2 protein-coding genes are annotated in these 1743 nt (G+C 33.2%); both read right to left on the reverse strand.

The features are described 5' to 3' along the window. Positions 1–476: 476 nt before the first annotated feature. Positions 477–755: a hypothetical protein gene (locus V7D82_RS13750; protein ID WP_162128005.1), complete on the reverse strand. Its 279-nt coding sequence runs from the start codon at positions 753–755 to the stop codon at positions 477–479. A gap of 6 nt (positions 756–761) precedes the next feature. Continuing rightward, positions 762–1568 carry a hypothetical protein gene (locus V7D82_RS13755; RefSeq protein WP_333601518.1) on the reverse strand — a complete coding sequence of 269 codons (807 nt, stop codon included), beginning with the start codon at positions 1566–1568 and terminating at the stop codon, positions 762–764. Positions 1569–1743: the final 175 nt, after the last annotated feature.

Here is a 1743-nt window from a genome sequence, read left to right on the forward strand (position 1 = left end):
GTATTTATGTTCATAATAACAAACATTATGCTGTGTTTTTATTCTTTATCAGTTTCTATGCCATTAAATATTATACTATTAACTATAGTTTCTTTATTACCATTTCCTTTTATATAATACTATAAAAAACGATTGCCGCAAGTATGAATACAAGCGGCAAAATGAAAAAAATGAGTTCCGAATAATTGTGGTATTTGGTTGTCTCAGAACATGGGCGGTTTCAAATGTAAATAAAAATATAAAGAGGATGATTATTTTTTTCTGCTTCTCCAACTTTCATTATGATGCATATCCTTTTTATGCTCATAGATTTTACCTCGAATGTAACCGCCTACTATTATAACCGGTATTCCTATTAGAATTTGCCACCACTCCATAATGCTGTAGATTTGATTAGTGGCAAACCTATAAGCTTATGTCATAATGGGCAAATAATATAGTGTGTGATTCGGGAATTAAATACCTGTTTTAACTTTTTATTTTGGTGCATTGACTAAATAATCATAAATCAGTTTTTTTTGCCCATCAGTAATTTTGGCTTTGACTTGCATTTCATCAAGATTATGCTGCCAAGCTTCGGCATTATATTGATTTGGTAAATATAACTGGTGGCAACTGGAACAATTATTCACATATAAATCTCTCCCTTTTTTAAGGTTTTCAACTGAAACAGAATTCACCTCATGCACAGGGACGTACAATTGTGAGCTACATGAAATCAGTACTAAAGCAGGGAAAATCAATAGTTTTTTCATCGGATATTATTTAAACCAATACGAGAATAATACTCTGAAATTATTTCTGGTAAATTCATCAACATTTAGCCCTTTTGATCCGTCAGGATTGTGTAACCCTACAACTTGTGGGGAATACGAAAGGTTAATCCAAAAACTATCAACATGATATTCTAAACATGGCCCTGCAAAAATAGCAGAATGTGTGGCATGATCCTCGTTATAATACACATTTCGGTCTAAAATTTCAGCACCTAAATTCCATTTGTTTGAAAGGGTGTAGGAAGCGCCGTAATTTATGTCATATTTGGTGGCTTGATTTGTTTTCATTTTTCCGTCAACAGTAGTTGTTTCCCATTCTTGCTCTACCACTAAGTTTAATGCGTGAAGAGTATTGCCTATTTTTTTGTCAAAGATTGCTTTTAGCTCTAATTCTAATTCGTCTGTTGCTACCGTTATTTCGCAATAACCAGCAAATCCTATTTTGTCGGCTACTGGGTCTGAAAATTTATATTTCCATTCGTTAGAGAAAGAGATTTCAGTTGGTTCCATAACAATTTCACCGGTAATATCATCATAAAAAGCATTTTGCTTAGAGTTCAAATAAAACGAGGTTTGAAGATTAGAACCTAAACCAACTTCATATTCCACGCGGCTTTCTAATTGTCTGTAATAATCCTTTTTCCCGGTATTTACAGAAGTCCATACTTCAATTTCTTTCACACCTTTATTTAGAACGTTGCTCTGGTAAGTGTAGTTAAAAACCCGGTCCTGAGCCATTAAACTCATTGAACTTAAAAGTGCAATTGCTGTTATTCTAAAAATATTTTTCATTATATATTTGGTTTTAAAAATTAGGATTAGATACTATTTGTGATAGCCGTCGGTTAATGTTTTCAGAAAAGCGACTAGATTTAGTTCTTCTTCATCGGTAAGTTGCAGGTTTCCGATTCTGTCTATATTTACATTCTGGCTTACTTCGGCAGCTGCAAATTCACCGGTGTTTAAA

The sequence above is a fragment of the Flavobacterium sp. genome, assembly GCF_036741995.1.
Lineage (GTDB): Bacteria > Bacteroidota > Bacteroidia > Flavobacteriales > Flavobacteriaceae > Flavobacterium.